The sequence below is a fragment of the Amycolatopsis sp. NPDC051061 genome (assembly GCF_040682935.1).
Classification (GTDB): Bacteria; Actinomycetota; Actinomycetes; order Mycobacteriales; family Pseudonocardiaceae; genus Amycolatopsis.
Map to the genome: position 1 here is coordinate 29,421 of NZ_JBFBBZ010000014.1, position 17,624 is coordinate 47,044.

A 17,624-nucleotide genomic window follows, 5' to 3' on the forward strand; every position below is an offset into this window, starting at 1 on the left:
GTGAGAAACAGGGGTTCTGACCCTGTTTCTCACTCACGACCCCGGCACCGAGAGGCCCCCATGAACATCGACTTCTCCTTCGATCCGGCCTGCCCGTTCGCCTGGATCACCTTGCGCTCGCGCGCAACCCGCACTTCTTCGAGCTGAAGCGCGCCCGCACGCCGGGCCTGGACTACGAGTGAGGAAACGGCCATGAGACGCATCGGGTTCGTCGAGTCGAACCGGTCCGGATCCGGGTTCGACGCCCTGCGGGCGGCGCGCGGACTGGGCCTGCACGTCACCTTCTTCAGCTCGGGCTTGGATCGCTACCACGCGACGCCGGGCGGCACCGAGGTCCTCGAAACGTGCGTCGACGAGGTCGTGTCCTGCCCGACCCACGAGCTGGAGCCGCTGCTGGAAGCGGTGAAGGCGGTCGACGCCGCGAAGCCGCTCGACGCGTTGCTTTCGGTGGCCGAGTACGAGGTCATCCAGGCCGCCGAAGCGGCGCGCCAGCTCGGCCTGCCCGGCCCCGACCCGGCCGCCGTCCGGATCGCCCGCGACAAGGCCGCGCAACGGCGGCGGTGGGCCGAGCGGGGGGTACCCGTGCCGGAGTTCCGCGTCGTCACCACCGTCGAGGAGGCCGCGCGCGCCGCCGAGGAGATCGGGCTGCCGTGCGTGGTGAAGGCGGTCGACGAGACCAGCGGTGCCCACGTCGTCCGCTGCACGACCCCGGCCGAGGTGACCGCGACGTTCACGGCGATCCGGTCCGCGCCGACCAACCGCCGCGGCCAGGCCCGCTCGCCCGAGGTGCTCGTCGAGGAGTGCCTCGTCGGGTTCGAGGTGAGCGTGGAGATCCTGGCCGAGGCGGGCACGGTCCGCGTGCTCGGGGTGACCGACAAGATCCTCGGCGGCCGCAACCGGTTCGTCGAACTGGGGCACAGCTTCCCGACGGCGCTGCCGGGCCCGGTCCGGCGCGAGCTGGAGTCGGCCGCCGTGGCCGCGACCACGGCGGCCGGCTTCGACCTCGGCATCGCGCACGTCGAAATCAAGTACACCGGCGCGGGCCCCCGGCTGATCGAGATCAACCCGCGGCCGGCGGGTGACCGGATCACCGAGCTGATGGACCTGAGCTTCGGCGTGTCCACGATGGAGCTGCTGCTGCGCCAGTACCTCGGCGAGTCCGTCGGCGACGTGGTCATGGCACCGAAGGGCGGCGCGGCGATCCGGTACCTCACCGCCGATCCCGGGGTCGTGACGGCGGTGAGCGGGCTGGACATCGCCGCCGCGCTGCCGGGGGTCCGCGAGGCCGGGGTGTCCGTCGAACCCGGCGGGCGGGTGGATCCGTTGCGGGTGAACGAAGACCGGGTCGGGCACGTCCTGGCGACGGCGAGCGACGCGTACCTGGCGGGCCGGATCGCCGAGGCCGCCGCCCAGCAGGTCGTCGTGGAGACCCGCGCCGATGCGCCGCCGATGGTCCGCTGATGGCCGCGTCGGCGAAGCTGGGGTCACCGATGCCCGGACAGGGAGAGAAGACATGCCGAACCTCGTGATGGTGATGCCGTACCAGGCATACCTCGGCAAGGCGCGGGCCGAGGGGTTCCGGATCACGGCGATCTGGGACCCGGCCGAGGCCGGGCGGTTGTTCGGCGCGGACGCCCCGGCCTACCTCGAGGAAGTCGAGGCGCAGGCCGACGGCCTCCGGCTGGTGGACTTCACCGACCGCGTCGCGTACGCCGACGCGATCCGGTCCGCGGTGCGGGAAACCGGCGCCGAGCACGTCTGGCACGTCGGCAGCGAGGAGAGCATGCAGCTCGCCTACGAGGTCGCCGACGACCTCGGGGCGGCCGTCAACTCACCGCACTCGGTGTTCCTGCTCAACGACAAGCTCGCCATGCGCACCCTGTTGCGCGACAAGGGCATCTCGACGGTCCGGTTCGCCACCGCGGACCGCTGGCAGGACGTCGAAAAGCTGCTCGACGGCTTCACGCTGCCGGTGGTGGTGAAGCCCGCCGCGCTGTCGGCCAGCCGCGGGACGCTGCTGCTGACCGACCCGGCCGGCCTGCCCGCCTGGGGCGACGAGCTGGCCGCGCTGGCGTACTCCGGGCCGCTGCTGGTCGAGGAGTACCTGCGCGGCCCGGAGTTCAGCGTCGAGACGATGACCGTGCGCGGGGAGCACCACGTCCTCGGCGTGACGCGCAAGCTGCTCGGCCCGCTCCCGCACTTCGTCGAGCGGGGCCACCTCTTCGGCGAGCCGGAAACCGCGGCGACCCGGCAGGTCGCCGCGCTCGCGGTCGAGCTGCTCGACGCCGCCGGCTACCAGTGCGGCCCGGCGCACACCGAGGTCATCCTCACCGCGGACGGGCCGCGGATCGTGGAGTCCCAGGCCCGGCTGGGCGGGGACAAGATCCCGAACCTCATCGAGCTGGCCACCGGCTTCGACGTCAAGCGGGCGATGTTCGCCGCCCTCGCCGGGCGGACGTCCCGGCCGGAACGCGGCGGGCTCGTCGGGCACATCGCGTACTTCTCCTTCCCACCCGGAGTCCTGCGGTCGGTCTCGGGCCTCGACGCCGTGCGCGCACTGGATTACGTGGACACCCTGAGCTTCCCGTTCGCGCCCGGTGACGTCCTGCCGGAGACGGTCAGCTCCAAGACCCGGCACGGCTTCGTCATCCTCACCGGCTCCGCGGACGCGGCGGAGGCCCAAGCCCGCGCGGACCGAGTCCGCGCCCTGATCGAAGTGGAAGTCCGATGAGGGCCTTTTTCGCCCTGCACCGCAACGTCCGGGTCCGGATCGGCCTCGCGTTCGTGCACAAGCTGATCGACGCGATGATCCTCACCTTCATCGCGATCTACCTCGCGGCGCACGTGGGCGTCGCCGTCGCCGGCGCGCTGATCCTCGTGTTCGCCGCGTTCGCGGTGGTCGGCATGCTCGTCGGCGGGCACCTGTCCGAACGCTGGGGCCGCCGTCCGGTGCTCGTCGTCGGGGACGTCGTCGGCACCGGGTTCCTGGCGCTGATGGCCGTCGCGTACTACGCGGACTGGGGCGCGCTGGCGGTCTACTTCAGCTACGCCATCGTGAAGTTCGGGACGAACCTCGCCCTGCCCGCCAACGACGCGACGATCATCGACGTCACCCCGCCCGACCAGCGCAAGTTCGTCTACACGGTCAACTACTGGGTGATCAACCTCGCGCTCGGGACCGGCGCGCTGCTCGGCGCCTTCCTCTACAGCTCCCACTTCGGCGCGGTGATCCTCGCCGGCGCGATCGGGATGGCCTTCGCCCTCACGGTCACGATCGCGCTCGTGGCGGAGACCAAGCCGGAGACGCCCCGCCCGCCCGTCAAGCTCACCGGCCTCGCCCAGTTCGTCCAGGGGTACAAGGTGGTGCTGGCCGACGCGACGTTCCGCCGGCTGATCATCGCCGCCACGCTGATCCTGACCCTCGAAGGGCAGCTGAGCACCGCGATCGGGATCCGGCTGTCGACGGACTTCCCCACGCAGGCGGTGTTCCCGTTCGGCGCCGTGACCGGCGTGGAGATGCTCGGCGTGCTCAAGGCGGTCAACACGCTCCTGGTCGTGGCGTTCGCGCTGGTCGTCAACACGCTGCTGAAGCGGATGCCGGACCGCGCCCGGCTCTACGCGGGCATCACCCTGTACGCGGGCGGGTTCGCCGTCCTCGCCGTCACCGACGACGCGTGGCTGCTGCTCGTCGCCGTCGTCGTGCTGACCGTCGGCGAGCTGATGAACCTGCCGGTGCAGCAGGCGCTGCTGGCCGAACTGGCCCCGGACGACGGCCGGCCGCGGTACCTGGCCGCGTACTACCTGCACATCCGGTTCGGCCAGATCGTCAACTCGATCCTGATCAGCCTCAGCGCGGTGGTCAGCATGCAGGGCATGGCCGGGATCTACCTGCTCTTCGGCGTCGTGATCATCCTGCAGTACCGCGTGATCCTGGCCCGCCGCGCGATCCGCGCCACCGAGCCCGTCTCCGTCTGACTCCCAGGGAGGAATCCATGTCCACACGGGCTGACCGGGTCACCGAGGCCTACCTCGCCGGCTGCGAGGCACCGGACGGGCCGCTGCGCCACGCGCGGGCGAGCCTCGAGCTGTCGGAGACCAAGCGCCTGTCCTGGCCCCGGCTGCTGCCGCGGCCGATCGTGGTCGACGAGGCCGAGTACCGGGCGTTCGGCCGGGACCTCGTCACGATCTACGAGCTCGTCGGCGGCCTGCCGCGGCGCCTGTTCGACGGCGACTTCACGCGGTTCCGCACCGCGCTCGGCATCGACGACCGGCACGCGGCGCTGATGACCCGGCTGCTCGGCGAGGGGCCGCCGCCGCTCTACGGCCGCGCCGACGTCTACTACGACGGCTCGGCGTTCAAGCTGCTGGAGTACAACATCGGCAGCGCGCTCGGCGGCTTGGACATGGTCGGCACGCTGCCCAAGGCGTACCTGCGGGTGCCGGCGGTCGCCGGGTTCGCGGCCGAGCACGGCCTCGGGTTCCTCGACATGGGCTCCGACCTCGCCGAGGCGCTGCGCAACGCGGGCAAGACGATCGGCGCCGGCGAGCCGGTGGTCGCGATCGTCGAAGGCCCCGGCGGGATGACGACCTACGGCCACCAGCGGCGCGCGATCGCCGAGCTGCTGGCGGAGAACGACGTCGAATGCCGCGTCGGCGAGATCGGCGACCTGCGGTACCACTCCGGCAAGCCGTACCTGGACGGCACGCCGGTCGACGTCGTCCTGCGGTACTACGGCCTCGAAGAAATGCTGGCGCACCCGGACTGCGACGCGCTGCTGGAACCGGTCTTCCGCGCCCACGAAGCCGGCCAGGTGGTCGTCTGGACGCCGACGAACGTGTTCGGCAACAAGGGAACCCTGGCGATGCTGTCCGAGTTCGCCGACACCTTCGAGCCGGCCGAGCGGGCCGTGATCGAGCGCGTGCTGCCGTGGTGCCGGATGCTCGGGCGCCCCGGCGCGGGCCCGGACGCCGGGCGCATCGAGGAGTGCGTGCGGCGCCAGGACCAGCTGGTGTTCAAGCCGACCGGCCTCTCCGGCGGCCAGGGCGTCGTCATCGGCCAGGAGGTCGACGCCGGAACCTGGCGGGAGACCCTCGAAGCGGGTTCGCGGACCGGCTCGCTCGTCCAGGAGATCGTGCGGCCGAACCTGGAGACGGTGATCGACCCCGACACCGGCGAGCGCTCCGAGTGGTACGCGCTGTGGGCGGCGTTCATGACCCCGTCGGGCTTGTCCGGCGGCGGCGTGCGCGCGATCGCGCCCGGCGGCACCACCGTCATCACCATGATCAACAACCCCGACGTCCGCAACACCTGCCTCTTCACCTGCTGAGCAAGGAGAACCCCGGTGCCCCGACTCGTCGACCTCACCCACGGCTTCTACGACGGAATGCCGTCCTACCCCGCCGACTGGTTCCCGAAGTTCGTCAGCGAACGCTCGATGACCCCGGAGAACGACCCGTACGGCACCAAGCGCACGTTCTCCTACCTGCACGTGTTCCCGCACAACGGGACGCACATGGAGTACAAGCTGCACTTCTACCCGGGCACCGAAGGCATCGACGAGGTACCGCTGGAGACGCTGATCGGCCGCGCCTGCGTCGCCGACCTGTCCCACAAGGGCGAGCTGGACGAGGTCACCGGCGACGACCTGGAGAAGACGCTGCGGCCGGTGTGGCGGCGCGGCGACCGGCTGCTCATCCGCACGGATTACCTGCGGCACAACTGGGGCCGGCCCGACTACTGGGACCGCCCGCCCTACCTGACGCCGTCGGCCGCGCGGTGGGCCATCGACAACGGCGCGTGCCTCATCGGCTTCGACTGCCTCACCGAACGGCCGGGCGACGCCGGGTCCCCGGTGCACCACGCGCTGCTCGCCGCCGGGATCCCGCTGCTGGAGTACGTCACCAACATGCACGAGCTGACCAAGCAGGTCGTCCAGCTGATCGCCCTGCCGACCAAGGTGGCCGGCGCCGAGGCCGCCCCGGCGCGCGTCATCGCCGTGGAGGACACCGATGACTGAGAAGGTCGCCCTCACGGCCGTCAGCGGCGATGCCGGCGTGCCGGACGGCCTGGACCGGCTACTCGACCTGCTCGGCGACCCCCTGTCGGCGTTGCCGGCCGGCGCCGAGGTGCTGATCAAGCCGAACCTCTTCCAGACCGCGCCCGGGTTCCACGTGCGGCCGGCGCTGCTGGCCGCGATCGCCCGCGTCGTCGCCGAACACGGGGCCCGGCCGGTGATCGCCGAGCGCACGCACGCGATCTACGAGATCCTGCGCGACCACGAGGCCGCCAAGTACGCTCGCGTCGTCAGCTTCGACGACCTGCCGCTGCGCATCACCGGCATCCCGGGCGCGACGTCGCTGCGGGTGCCGATCGCCGTCCCCGAGCTGATCCTGGACTGCGACTACTTCATCGGTGTCCCGCAGCTGCGGACGCATGCGAGCGTCGTCTACTCGAACGCGATGAAGAACCTGGTCGGGCTGCTGCCCGGGTACACGACCCGGATCGTGCACATGGCGGGCGTCGACGAGTCCACTGTGGACCTCAACCTGATGCGGCCGCAGGACCTGGTCGTGTGCGACGGCACCACGGTGATCGAGGGCAACTACCCGATGGACGGCCGAGCCCGCGAGGTCGGGTTCCTGGCCGCGAGCCGCAACGCCGTCGCGCTCGACGTCGCCGTCGGGACCCTCGCGGGCTTCGACCCGGACAGCGTCGCCTACCTGCGGGACGCGCACCAGCGGGGGATGGGACCCCTGGCCATCGAGGACATCGAGCTGCTCGGCACGCCGCTTTCCGAGCTGGCGTTCGACATGGTGAAGGCGCCGGTCGAGATCGTCGTGCCGCGCGAAGGGATCCACGTCTACGCCGACAACGCCTGCCCGGCGTGCAGCCGGTTCGTCGCCGGGGCGATGCGGGCCCTGGCCGAAGAACTGTGCGCGTGGGACGGGGAGATGACGGTCATCTCCGGGCCGCAGGTCGAACACCCGCCGTTGCGCGGGGAAGTCGTCCTCGTCGGAAACTGCCTGTACGAGAGCCGGGACCTGGGCATCTTCGTCGAAGGCTGCCCGCCGCGGGCGATCCAGCTCGCCGCGTTCCGCTACGCCATGGGCAAGCCCGTCGGCGACCACGAGCGGACGCAGTTCCGGGTGCCGGCGGTCGCGCGATGATCACGTCCGCGCTGTCGCCGGGCGCCCGGCTGCACCGCCACGTCGTCCCGCTGGCCACGGCGGTCGACCCGGTGGCGGCGGCCGCGGCCCTGCGGCCGGCCGGGCGCGTCATGCTCACCGCCGGGCCGGGCGGCCGGGACGCGGTGGTGGTCGCGGGTGAGCTCGCCGTCCTCTCGCACCCGGGCGGCGACGGGCCCGCGCCGCTCACCGCCGCGGTGGACCTGCTGGCCGGGCTGGATCTCCCGCCGGACACCACCGAGGCCGAGGTGGCCTGGTTCGGGTTCCTCGCCTACGACGCCGCGCGTGACTTCGAGCGGCTGCCCAGCCGGCACCCGGCGGGCGGGCGTCCGGTGTACGAATTCTTCCTGCCCGAGGTGCTGGTCTCCGCGGGGCGGGTGATCGGCCGCGGCACGACCCCCGCGGCCGCGCGCCGGGCCGCCACCCGGGTCGCCCGGACGCTCGACCGGCTCGCCGTCGCCCCGCTCGGGACCGTCGCGGTCGGCGCCGGGACGTTCGGCTTCGAATACGACGAGTACGTCGACGCGCTGCGGCGCGCGCAGCGGCACATCCTCGACGGCGACGTCTTCCAGCTCGTGCTCTCCAACGCCTGGACCGCACCGGCCACTGTGGACGGACTGCGCGTCTACCGGAGACTGACGGAGATCAACCCGTCGCCGTACCACTTCTGGTACGGCGGGCCGCTTTTCGAGGCGGTCGGCGCGTCCCCGGAGCCGTGCCTGACGCTCATCCGCGGCCGCGCGCTGATCCGCCCGCTCGCCGGCACCCGGCCGCGCGGGCGCGACGGGCGCGCCGACCGGCTCGCCGAGGACGACCTGCGCTCGTCGGTGAAGGAGCTGGCCGAGCACCGGATGCTCGTCGACCTCGCGCGCAACGACCTCGGCCGCGTGTGCCGCCCGGGGACCGTCTCGGTGGAGCGGCTGATGGCGGTCGAGCGGTACTCGCACGTCATGCACCTGACGTCCGACGTGTGGGGCGAGCCGTCGGGGGCGCGCGGCACCGCCGAGCTGATCCGGGTGACGTTCCCGGCGGGGACCATGACCGGGACGCCGAAGGTGCGCGCGATGGAGATCATCGACGCGCTGGAGCCGTCGCGGCGCTGGCTGTACTCGGGCGCGGTCGGCTCGTTCGGGGTGTCCCATGTGGACTTGTACCTGACGATCCGCAGCATGGTGTGGTGCGACGGCGAAATCCGGCTGCAGGCGGGCGGCGGCATCGTCCACGACTCCGACCCGGCCGAGGAGTACGCGGAGTGCCTGGCGAAGCTCGGGTCCGGGGCCCGGGCCCTCGGCGTGACGGTGGAGGGGGCGGCCGCGTGATCTGCGTGCTCGACAACTACGACTCGTTCGTCTACAACTTGGTGCAGTACCTGGGAAATCTCGGCGGGTCGTGCGAGGTCTACCGCAACGACGAGATTTCCGTGGCCGAGGTCGCCGCGCTCGACCCGGAGCTGGTCCTGATCTCACCGGGCCCCGGCGACCCGGCGGACGCGGGCATTTCGATCGAGCTGGTCCGCCGGCTGGCCGGGCGCGTCCCGATCCTCGGGGTGTGCCTGGGCCACCAGGCGATCGGCGCGGCGTTCGGCGCCCGGGTGGTGCACGCGGCGGAGCCGATGCACGGCAAGTGTTCGCCGCTGGCCCACGACGGCCGCGGCGTGTTCGCGGGCCTGCGCAACCCGCTGACGGTGGCGCGCTACCACTCCCTGGTGCTCGACCCGGCCACCCTGCCGGCCGACCTGGTCGTCACGGCCTGGTCGTCGACGGGGGAGGTCATGGGCGTCCGGCACCGCGAGCTGCCGATCGAGGGGGTCCAGTTCCACCCGGAGTCGCTGTTCACCGAGGAGGGCGTGGCGATGGTCGCGAACGCGATACGCTCGCGGTCGCTGGTGCGGAGTTAGGCGAGTTCGGCCGAAACGACCGAAGCCAGCTCGCGCAGCCTGCCGAGCAGCGGCTCGGTCTCCTCGGTGGCGAGCAGGACGGCGCAGACCATGCTGCTCTCGCGGACGCCGTCCTTGATGTCGACGGACAGTTCGTGGACGAGGTGGCCGGCCAGCGCGCGGACGAGCGCCGGGATCTCTTCGGCACCGCCGACGAAGTACGTGGCGATGCGGCGGCGCAGCAGCATCGCCGAGCGGGCCGCGGGAACGGCGAAAGACGTGGACATGGCGGATCTCCGAGCTGAAGAAGGAATGAGATCGGGGCCAGGTCCCGAGAAAGCGCGATCGACGACGCTGCGCGCCGGCGACCTGGGTTCAGCCGGCGCGCCGGGTTACGAGTCGCGAGGACATCATCAGGCGCTGCACGGCGACAGGCTAACACGGTCGCCGCTCACCGCGGCAACACCCGATCGAGGAGGCTGGTCACCGTGTCGCGGTAGCGCTGCGGGTCGAGGCCGGGCTCCCACGAGCGCTGAAGCAGGAAACCTTGGATGAGCGCGAGCAGGACGCGGGCGAACATGTCCGGCTCGACGCCGTCCGGCAGCCCGATGCCGGCCAGCGCGCGGCCGACGTCGTCGAGCGGGGCGAGTCCCTCGGTGACGATCTTCCGGAGCCGCTCGTCGTGCTGGGCGCGGGCCCAGACGTGGACGGTGACGCGCCGCCGCCGCGCCTCCTCGGGGTCGGCGACCCAGTCGAAGTAGGCGTCGAGGAACCGCTTCAGCGCGTCGGGGCCGCCGTCCGCGATCGCCGCGGCGACCAGGTCGCGCTCGTGCTCGTGCCGGTCGGCGGCGACCGCCTCGATGATCGCCTCCTTGCCGTCGAAGTAGCGGTAGATGGCGCCGGCGCTCATCCCGGACTCGGCGACGATGTCCTGCATGGACGCGCCGTCCGGGCCGGCCTTCTCGAAGCAGGTCATCGCGGCGTCGAGGATCCGCTGCCGCTGCGCGGTGCGGCGCTCCTCACTGATGCGGGGCATCCGCGCTCCTCGTGGCGATCGCGATCCGGTAGAGCCGGGAGCCGCCGCCCGCGTCGTGGGTCGACACGTCTTTCCGCAGGTCGAAACCGCGTTCGGCCAGGAACGCCCCGGTCTCGATGGGGAGCAAACCGAAGGTCCACGGCTCCCCGGACCGCGCGACGGCCCGCACCCACCGGCGCGCCTCGGGGAAGGGGCTGGGCTCGTGCAGGGCCCGGACGTCGACGTAGGTGAAGACGAGGTCGCCGCCGAGCCCGCGGACGGCGGCGAGCGTCGCATCGACGGCGTCGGCGGTGAGGTAGTTGGTGACGCCCTCCCAGACGAACACACTCCGGCTCCGCCGGTCGAAGCCGTTTTCGAGGAGGCGGGCGGTGAGATCGTCGTGTTCGAAGTCGACGGCGACGTAGCGGGGGCCGGCGCCCACGACGGCCCGCTTCCGGGCCTGGGTGGCGGGGTGGTCGACCTCGAAGACGGCCCGGCCGGCGAGCGCGGGCAGCCGATGGGCGCGCGTGTCGTAGCCGGCGCCGAGGAGGACGCACTGGGTGCCGCCGGTCATGGCTTCGGCGAGGGCGTCGTCGATGACCTTGGTCCGCGCGATGCCGGAGGCGCGCGGCCCCGGCCCGGCGACGGCGTCGTAGAGGCCGGTGGCGAGGCATCTGACCAGCGGAAGTCTCGCCGCTTCGGCGAGGACGCGCAGCGAGGGGCGGAGGAAGGCGGTCGCGTAGGGGTCGTCGAAGAGCCGCCGCCCCGGCGGGCGGTGCGATTCGAACGCCCGCTGCAGGGCCATCGTCTCGGCGGTGAAGCTGGCTCGGGACTCCATAGCGAATGATTGTTCGCTTTGGCGGCCCGGCAGCGCAACCCCTGGCCCGGAAGGTCGCGAATGACTCATTCGCGGCGCCGGATGTCCCGAATGAGTCATTCGCGGCAGTGCGGGTGGGGGTCGGCCGGCAGCGCGAGCCCCGGTGTCAGCTGGCCCGGATGACGCCCAGTCCCAGCGGAGTGATCTCGTGGATCTGCGACTTCCCCGACCGCGCGCTGGTGATCAGCCCGCTGCTCCGCAGCACCGACGCGTGCTGGCTGGCCGTCGCCAGGGAGACGCCCGTCAGCTCGGCCAGCTCGCTCGTGTTGCACCGCGTGATCGCGACCGTCATCAGCACCCGCGCCCGCGTCCGGCCGAGCAGTGCCGCCAGCGACGGCCCGGGCTCGGCGTCGCTGTCGAAGCGCGTGTGGCCGATCGAATAGACCAGCACCGGCGGGAGGGCCGGGTCCTTGTACGTCGTCGGCATGCCGTGCGCGAAGAACGTCGGGATCAGCCGGAGACCGCGGCCGGCGAGGTGGAGCTCCTGCTCGATCGGGAAGCGCACCCGCAGCACCGGCGGTGACCAGGTGATGTCCGGGTGCACCGTCGAGAGCAGCAGCTGCGGCCCGCCGCGGTCCAGGCTCGACTGCAGCCGGCGGCGGTCGCGGGCCACCACGCGGCGAACCGTCGCCCAGTCCGGTTCCACGCACTGGCGGTAGTAGTCGTGCACTGCCACGCCGAGGCGGTGCAGCTCCCGGGTCTCGCCGCCGGCCAGCCGGCGCAGCCACGGCGTGACGCGCGTGCCCTGCGCCGCCAGCTCGGCGACGTCGGTGGCCAGCGCCGCCGGAGGCGTTTCGAGCACCGCCGAGACGCCGTCGCCGATCGTGGCGTGCCCGGCGGGGGTGAGGAAGTCCGGGCAGTACCCGTACGGCGGGACGGTGGACATCAGCAGCCGGCCGGACTCGGGCACGGCGGAGCGCGACCCCCGCCGCCACCGGCCGAAGAACGGCTCGCCCTCCGGACGCCGGATCCGGTAGCTGCTCATGAGCAGCTCCCACATCGGATCGGCGTCCTCGGCGATGGTCACCTTCGCCAGGTCCGCGTCCGTGAAGTGAATCTTGAGCATCGACGTACCGCCCTTCCCCCGGGAGAATAGCCGCTGGTGACGCGGGGTCCCGCCGCACTGTGACGTGTGACGTTTCGAGCAGGCGCGAAACGTTTCCGGCCCGGTTGACGCCGCTCGTGCGCCGCTGGCACGTTCATGCCCGCACGGCCGCGACGAAGGCGCGTGCCGGGTGCGGACCGGCTGGGGGTCGGTCCGGCCATACCGTCCGAAGTGGACGGTGGTGGCCACGGTCCGCGTACGGCTCCCGGTCGGCAAGATCTCGTCCGGCCCGGCCGCGAAGGCGGAAATTCACGTACTCCGCAGGGTTTTCGGCGCGATCTCGAGCGCTCGCTCACCCTCTGCGAAGGTAAAGCGCCGGGCTGTCGAAGGTCACCCTGTGTAGCTGGTGCGTACGGGGGAACCGGCCGGTGTTCCTTGACAGCGCTGTGGTCGCCGGAGTTATGTCTGCGTTCTGAATTCCGGGGGAAATGATCCAGGAATCGTTCTCGGGCCACCGGTACGAATCGAGTAACGCCACCGATGAAAGAAGATGAACCGCTTCGCCGTCGTTCCGCCGCGTCGTGGAATCCCGGCACCTGGCGGCTGCGCACCAAGATCTCCGTCGTGTTGTTGCTGCCCGTCCTGGTCGCGCTGCTGCTGGCCGGCGGGCGCGTGCAGGCCGAGCTCGCCGAGGCGGGCGCGCTCAGTGGGGTACGCGACCAAATGCCCGTCGTACAAGGGATCGCCGAGCTCGCCGGGCTCGTCGACGACGAGATGATCCACGACGGCGGCGCCGAGCAGACCGGCGCGGTCGACGCGAAAGCCGCCGTCATCCGCCACGACGCCGAATTCGCGCAGCTGAGCCCGGAACTTTCGCGGACACTGGAAGATCAATTGGGAAAATTGGCCGGCCTGCGCCAGCAGGACGGTTCCGCCGGTGGGAAAACTCCCGCCTACCACGACTTCGTGGTCGGTCTCAGTGAAGTGATCCCGCGCATCGTCGCCCAGGCCGGGAATGCCGATCTCGACGCTTCGGCCGATATCACGAAAGCATTGACGCAGCTGAGAGCGACGCTCGCCGGGCAGGAGGTCCCGGCCGGCCGGCCGGCGGACGCGCTCGCCGCCGCCGTCGCCGAGGAGTCGGTGCTCACCGGGCAGATCCGCCGCGCACTGCCCGCCGGCGCGGTGGCCGCGCGGTTCGCCGCCGCGACCATCCCCGGCGCCGGCGGACCCGCGGCCAAGCGCGCCGCCCTCGGGACCCTCCTGTCCGACCAGGTGAAAACGCTTTCGGACGCGGTCGGGGCGCGGACGAACGTCACCCGCTCCGACGCGCTGCGCGACGCCGCGCTGGTCCTCGCCTCGCTGCTCGGCGCCCTGGCGATCGCGCTCGCCGTGGCCCGCTCGGTGGTCGCCCCGATCCGGCGGCTGCACGCGGCCGCGCTCGACACGGCGCGCCGCCGGCTGCCCGGCACCATCGAGCGGATCCGGGAAGGCGAGGACGTCGACTGGCAGGCGACCGAGCGGCTCCCGATCGACTCCGAGGAGGAGATCGGCCAGCTGGCCCGCGCTTTCGACGACATGCACCGGCAGGCGGTGCGGCTGGCCGTCGGCGAGCAGGCCGAGATGCGGATCCAGGTCAGCGAGATGTTCATGACGCTGTCGCGGCGCAGCCAGTCGCTGGTGGAGCTGCAGCTCTCGGTGATCGAGGACCTCGAGGCCGACGAGCAGGACCCGCAGCGGCTGGCCGAGCTCTTCCAGATCGACCACATCGCCACCCGGCTGCGGCGCAACGGCGAGAACCTGCAGGTCCTCGCGGGCGGGCGGCCGGTGCGCCGCGACGTCGGGCCGGTCGCGACGGTCGAGCTGCTGCGGGCCGCGACGTCGGAGGTCAAGGACTACCAGCGGATCACGCTCGGCAACGCGCCGCGCGGGTCGGTGCAGTCCGAGGCCGCGGCCGACGTCGTGCACATCCTCGCCGAGCTCTTGGAGAACGCGATCCGGTCGTCCCCGCCGGACGAGCCGGTCGTGCTCACCGCCGACCGCGGCTTCGACGGCGGCGTACTGATCGAGGTCGTCGACGTCGGCCTCGGCATGACCCGCGAGGACCTCGAAGCGGCGAACGCCCGGCTCGCCGCCGGCGCGTCGGTGAGCCCGGAGACCACCCGCCGGATGGGCCTGTTCGTGGTGAGCAGGCTCGCCGCCTCCCACGGGATCACCGTGCGGCTGCGGCCCACGACCACGCGGACCGCGAGCGCCGGCGTCACCGCCAGCGTGCACGTCCCGGGCGTGCTGATCCTGGTCGACCTGCCGACGCGGCCCGGGCTGCCGGGGCGGCCCGAGCGGCCGCCGGCCGTCAACGGCACCGCCCGGCACGAGCCGGAACCCCGCTGGCCCGCCGAAGAACCCGCCGCCGTCGCCGAGCACACCCCGATGCCGACGCCGATCTTCGACCAGATGCTGTCGCACTGGTTCGCCACCGACGCCCCCGCGAAACCGGCGCGGCCCGGCGAGTGGGCGACCCCGGCCGACGACGTCCGCCACGCCGCCGAAGCGGCGGTCGGCACGCTGGACGACCCCGAGTTCACCGACTCGGGGCTGCCGACCCGGCAGCCCGGCGCGCAGCTCGCCCCGGGCTCGGTCGCGCCGCGTCAACCCCAGCCGGACGACCCGTCGTTCCGGGACCCGGCCGCGGTGCGGAACAACCTTTCCCGGCACTACAGCGGCATGCGCGCGGCCCGCCACCGGGTCGCGACCGACCCGAAGGGCCCGTCATGAGCATGAGCGCGCGGCAGGAAGGAGCGGAAGTGGTCGACCAGTCCCGGAACTGGCTGGTGTCGGCGTTCACGCAGGAGGTGCCCGGCGTCGCGCACGCCGCGCTCGTCTCGGCGGACGGCCTGCTCGTGGCGGCCGACGACACGATGCCGCGCGACCGGGCGGACCAGCTCTCGGCGATCGCGTCCGGCCTCTCGAGCCTCGCGCTCGGCACGGCGGACCTGTTCACCGCGGGCCGCGTCGTGCAGTCGGTCATCGAGATGGAGCAGGGCTTCCTGATGCTGATGAACGTCGGCGACGGCTCGAACCTGGTGGTGCTGGCCAATCCCGGCTGCGACATCGGCCTGGTCGGCTACGAGATGACGCTGCTCGTCGCCCGGGTGGGGAAGATGGTCGAGACACCCGCGCGGCCAGCGGCCGCGCCGGGGGCGAGCCGGTGACGCCTGGCCGGCGACGCGAGGGCGGGCGGCACGCGGCGTCGCTGGCCCGCCCGTACGCGTGGACCGCCGGGCGCACCCGGCCGACGGTCGACCTGGCGGTGGAAGCCCTCGTCGAAACGACGGTGGAGGGACGGACGGCGCCCTTCAGCCCGACCAACCCGCTGGCCGCGGTGACCCAGCTGTGCCTGCACCAGCGCTCGGTGGCGGAGGTCGCGCTGCACCTGGGCGTGCCGCTGGGCGTGGCCCGGGTGCTCATCGGCGACCTGCTGGCCGCCGGCCAGGTGTCGATCCGCGACACGCTCACCGCGGACGCCTCCTTCGACGAACGCAACGACCTGCTCGAAAGGGTCCTCAGTGGACTACGTGCACTCTGACAAGCGGATCACCTCGGCCAAGATCGTGGTCGCCGGCGGGTTCGGGGCCGGCAAGACGACCTTCGTCGGCGCCGTCTCGGAGATCGACCCGCTGCGCACCGAAGCCGTGATGACGGCCGCGGCCGTCGGTGTCGACCGGACCGAAGCGGTGCCGGGGAAGTTCGCCACGACGGTGGCGATGGACTTCGGCCGGCTCACGCTGGCCGACGACCTGATCCTCTACGTGTTCGGCACGCCGGGCCAGCACCGGTTCTGGTTCATGTGGGACGACCTCGTCTGCGGCGCGGTGGCGGCGATCGTCCTGGTCGACACGCGCCGGCTGGCGGACTGCTTCGCGTCGATCGACTTCTTCGAGTCGCGCGGGCTGCCGTTCCTGGTGGCCGTCAACCAGTTCAAGGACACCCGCCAGCACCCGCCGGAGCAGGTGCGCGAAGCCCTCAAGATTCCCGCGGAGGTCCAGGTCGTCACCTGCGACGCGCGTTCGCCGGAGTCGACGAAAGAGACCCTCATCGCCGCGGCGGAGTACGCCTTGGCTGCTTTGCACGCGCCGCGAAAGCTGCTTTCGGGGGGTCCAGGGGGGCTTGTCCCCCGGCCGGGGTCCGGGGTTTGACCCCGGACGACACAGCAAGCCTGACAGGAGCACGGAAAATGCACATGGACCACGACGACTTCGCGATGGGCCACTGGCTCGTCGTGCTCGCGTACCTGACCTCGGTGGTGGGCTGCGCGCTCGGGCTCGCCTGCACGCTGCAGGCGCGGACCACGGACAACGCGCGGACCCGGCTGACCTGGCTCGGGCTCGCGGCGCTGTCGATCGGCGGCGTCGGCATCTGGGTCATGCACTTCATCGCCATGCTCGGGTTTTCGACGCCCGGGCTGCCGGTGCGCTACGACATCCTGCGCACGGCGCTCTCGGCGGTCCTGTCGGTGGCGGCGGTGTTCTGCGGCCTGCTGGTGTTCGGCGTCCGCAACCGGTTCGCCTGGAAGCGGCTGCTGCTCGGCGGGTTGCTGACCGGGCTCGCGGTGAACGTCATGCACTACACCGGAATGTGGGCGGTGCAGATCAAGGGGACGATCGGCTACGACCCGAAACTGGTGGCGTTGTCGGTGGTGATCGCCGTGGTCGCGGCGACGGCGGCGCTGTGGTTCACGGTCGGGCTGGACAAGCTGCTGCCCCGCCTGGCGGCGGGCCTGGTGATGGCGGCGGCGGTCAGCGGAATGCACTACACGGGCATGGCGGCAGTCCGGTTGCACCTGGACCCGGCGGCGCCCGACCCGTCGGGCGCGGAGGTGTTCTCGTTCCTGTTCCCGGTGTTCGTCCTGGCGGCGCTGGCGATGGCGGTGCCGATCTGCGCGGTCCTGATGGCTTCGTCGAGCTCGGAATCGCCCCGCCACACGACGATGGTGCCTTAGTCCCTTGTGGACACCGGGAACCGGTCCGTGCTGAAGTGCACCAGGATCGCCTTCGCGGTGGCACAGACCGTCTCCCCGGCGCGAAGGGTCCCGATCGCGTGCAGCTTCCGCCCGTCGCGGCGTTCGAGCCGCCCCTCCGCCACGAGCGGCACCGCGTACGGCGTGCCCCGGTGGTAGTCGACCGTCAGCGACGCCGTCATCCCGGGGAAGCCGGCCGCGGCGGTGGCCCGGCCGAGCACGTGGTCCAGGACCGCCGCCACCCAGCCGCCGTGCACGCGGCCGGGCGGCCCTTCGTGCGCCGCGCCCAGCAGGACCTCGGCCCGGACCTCCGAGGGCCCGACGTGCGTCCACGACAACGGTGGCGCCAACGGGTTCCCGGGTCCTTCCAGGGGGTTGTTGACGCTGAGGTGGCCGCCGCCCTCGAGCGCCGCCAGCAGCAACGGCGGTGCGCCGCCGGTCGCCCGCAGCGCGGCGGTGACCGCCTCGACCCGGCTCGCGGCGGCGGCCAGGTCGGCGTCGTCGCCCGCGCACACGGAAGCGTCGATCAGCTCGCGGATCCGGGACCCGAGCAGCGCACGCCCGGGCGGCACGCCGTCGACGATCGGGAAGGTCATCGCGCCCCCAGGA

The 17,624-nt window shown here is 72.2% G+C and carries 18 protein-coding genes; 13 read left to right on the forward strand and 5 right to left on the reverse strand.

Translation table 11 applies throughout. The features are described 5' to 3' along the window. The first annotated feature begins 192 nt into the window (after positions 1-192). The 8 genes from AB0N03_RS20290 to AB0N03_RS20325 are packed head-to-tail and all read left to right on the forward strand — an operon-like array spanning position 193 to position 9,082. A complete protein-coding gene (locus AB0N03_RS20290) occupies positions 193-1,461 on the forward strand; it encodes an ATP-grasp domain-containing protein (protein ID WP_364373672.1) in 1,269 nt (422 codons plus the stop codon). A 52-nt stretch (positions 1,462-1,513) separates the two neighbouring features. Next, positions 1,514-2,731 carry an ATP-grasp domain-containing protein gene (locus tag AB0N03_RS20295; RefSeq protein WP_364373675.1) on the forward strand — a complete coding sequence of 406 codons (1,218 nt, stop codon included), beginning with the start codon at positions 1,514-1,516 and terminating at the stop codon, positions 2,729-2,731. After that, positions 2,728-3,975, forward strand: coding sequence for an MFS transporter (locus AB0N03_RS20300; protein WP_364373677.1), 1,248 nt, complete (start codon positions 2,728-2,730; stop codon positions 3,973-3,975). The genes AB0N03_RS20295 and AB0N03_RS20300 overlap by 4 nt, the downstream gene beginning before the upstream one ends. Positions 3,976-3,992: 17 nt before the next feature. After that, complete coding sequence (locus AB0N03_RS20305; protein WP_364373680.1) at positions 3,993-5,327, forward strand: hypothetical protein; 1,335 nt, start codon at positions 3,993-3,995, stop codon at positions 5,325-5,327. A gap of 15 nt (positions 5,328-5,342) precedes the next feature. After that, entirely contained in the window at positions 5,343-6,017 is a 675-nt protein-coding gene (locus tag AB0N03_RS20310; protein WP_364373683.1) for a cyclase family protein, read from the forward strand. Further along, the gene (locus tag AB0N03_RS20315) at positions 6,010-7,167 is read left to right on the forward strand and encodes a DUF362 domain-containing protein (protein WP_364373685.1); all 1,158 of its coding nucleotides are present in this window, start codon (positions 6,010-6,012) and stop codon (positions 7,165-7,167) included. The genes AB0N03_RS20310 and AB0N03_RS20315 overlap by 8 nt, the downstream gene beginning before the upstream one ends. Beyond that, positions 7,164-8,504 (forward strand): anthranilate synthase component I family protein, encoded by a 1,341-nt coding sequence (locus AB0N03_RS20320; protein ID WP_364373688.1) that lies wholly within the window; start codon positions 7,164-7,166, stop codon positions 8,502-8,504. The genes AB0N03_RS20315 and AB0N03_RS20320 overlap by 4 nt, the downstream gene beginning before the upstream one ends. Next, on the forward strand, positions 8,501-9,082 hold the full coding sequence (locus AB0N03_RS20325) for an aminodeoxychorismate/anthranilate synthase component II (RefSeq protein WP_364373691.1): 582 nt from the start codon (positions 8,501-8,503) through the stop codon (positions 9,080-9,082). Before AB0N03_RS20320 ends, AB0N03_RS20325 begins: the two co-directional genes overlap by 4 nt. Here the strand turns inward: AB0N03_RS20325 and AB0N03_RS20330 are convergent. The 4 genes from AB0N03_RS20330 to AB0N03_RS20345 form a co-directional block, all read right to left on the reverse strand. After that, positions 9,079-9,348, reverse strand: coding sequence for a hypothetical protein (locus AB0N03_RS20330; RefSeq protein ID WP_364373693.1), 270 nt, complete (start codon positions 9,346-9,348; stop codon positions 9,079-9,081). The two genes, AB0N03_RS20325 and AB0N03_RS20330, sit on opposite strands and share 4 nt — an antisense overlap. A gap of 164 nt (positions 9,349-9,512) precedes the next feature. Beyond that, positions 9,513-10,097, reverse strand: coding sequence for a TetR/AcrR family transcriptional regulator (locus AB0N03_RS20335; protein ID WP_364373695.1), 585 nt, complete (start codon positions 10,095-10,097; stop codon positions 9,513-9,515). Next, positions 10,081-10,914, reverse strand: coding sequence for an SAM-dependent methyltransferase (locus tag AB0N03_RS20340; protein WP_364373698.1), 834 nt, complete (start codon positions 10,912-10,914; stop codon positions 10,081-10,083). The genes AB0N03_RS20335 and AB0N03_RS20340 overlap by 17 nt, the downstream gene beginning before the upstream one ends. 145 nt (positions 10,915-11,059) lie before the next feature. Beyond that, the gene (locus AB0N03_RS20345; RefSeq protein ID WP_364373700.1) at positions 11,060-12,019 is read right to left on the reverse strand and encodes a winged helix-turn-helix domain-containing protein; all 960 of its coding nucleotides are present in this window, start codon (positions 12,017-12,019) and stop codon (positions 11,060-11,062) included. A 519-nt stretch (positions 12,020-12,538) separates the two neighbouring features. On the opposite strand from AB0N03_RS20345, the gene AB0N03_RS20350 reads away from it, so the two are divergent. Genes AB0N03_RS20350 through AB0N03_RS20370 form a run of 5 tightly spaced genes read left to right on the forward strand, consistent with a single transcriptional unit; the run spans position 12,539 to position 16,997 of the window. Next, complete coding sequence (locus AB0N03_RS20350; RefSeq protein WP_364373703.1) at positions 12,539-14,773, forward strand: ATP-binding protein; 2,235 nt, start codon at positions 12,539-12,541, stop codon at positions 14,771-14,773. A 2-nt stretch (positions 14,774-14,775) separates the two neighbouring features. After that, a complete protein-coding gene (locus tag AB0N03_RS20355) occupies positions 14,776-15,210 on the forward strand; it encodes a roadblock/LC7 domain-containing protein (protein WP_364374196.1) in 435 nt (144 codons plus the stop codon). Beyond that, positions 15,207-15,584: a DUF742 domain-containing protein gene (locus tag AB0N03_RS20360; RefSeq protein WP_364373705.1), complete on the forward strand. Its 378-nt coding sequence runs from the start codon at positions 15,207-15,209 to the stop codon at positions 15,582-15,584. The genes AB0N03_RS20355 and AB0N03_RS20360 overlap by 4 nt, the downstream gene beginning before the upstream one ends. Continuing rightward, positions 15,565-16,194: an ATP/GTP-binding protein gene (locus tag AB0N03_RS20365; protein WP_364373708.1), complete on the forward strand. Its 630-nt coding sequence runs from the start codon at positions 15,565-15,567 to the stop codon at positions 16,192-16,194. Before AB0N03_RS20360 ends, AB0N03_RS20365 begins: the two co-directional genes overlap by 20 nt. A 44-nt stretch (positions 16,195-16,238) precedes the next feature. Continuing rightward, positions 16,239-16,997 (forward strand): MHYT domain-containing protein, encoded by a 759-nt coding sequence (locus AB0N03_RS20370; protein WP_364374199.1) that lies wholly within the window; start codon positions 16,239-16,241, stop codon positions 16,995-16,997. Here the strand turns inward: AB0N03_RS20370 and AB0N03_RS20375 are convergent. After that, positions 16,994-17,611 carry a PaaI family thioesterase gene (locus AB0N03_RS20375; protein WP_364373711.1) on the reverse strand — a complete coding sequence of 206 codons (618 nt, stop codon included), beginning with the start codon at positions 17,609-17,611 and terminating at the stop codon, positions 16,994-16,996. The two genes, AB0N03_RS20370 and AB0N03_RS20375, sit on opposite strands and share 4 nt — an antisense overlap. Between the last annotated feature and the right edge of the window lie 13 nt (positions 17,612-17,624).